The following is a 255-nucleotide window of genomic DNA, read 5'->3' as shown; positions in this document are numbered from 1 at the left end:
CGTTCACAGCGACACACCCGGTGCCCTCGAACTTGCCGGCATCGTGCGCGGCGAGATCGAAGCCACCGGCGCCACGCTCGCTCCCGCCGCCGAACTCGCCGAATGACATAATCCCGATCGCCTGCTGGCGGTCCATAACTCCCATCTCTCATCGAAGGACCATTCCGATGTCCATCAAAGCCGACCGCCTGAAAAACGTCTCCATCTCCGCATCCGCCGCCATGACCCAGCGCGCCCGGGAACTGGCCGCCAAAG

General features: G+C 64.3%; 1 pseudogene. It reads left to right on the top strand.

Annotation, left to right across the window (positions count from 1 at the left end):
- Positions 1–106, top strand: a pseudogene (locus EOD29_RS33230) (LamB/YcsF family protein); the annotation flags it as partial.
- Positions 107–255: the final 149 nt, after the last annotated feature.

It is taken from the genome of Mesorhizobium sp. M1A.T.Ca.IN.004.03.1.1 (assembly GCF_003997555.1).
Taxonomy (GTDB): Bacteria; Pseudomonadota; Alphaproteobacteria; order Rhizobiales; family Rhizobiaceae; genus Mesorhizobium.
Note: the sequence above shows the minus strand (reverse complement) of the source record. Positions and strands in the feature narration are given on the sequence as shown.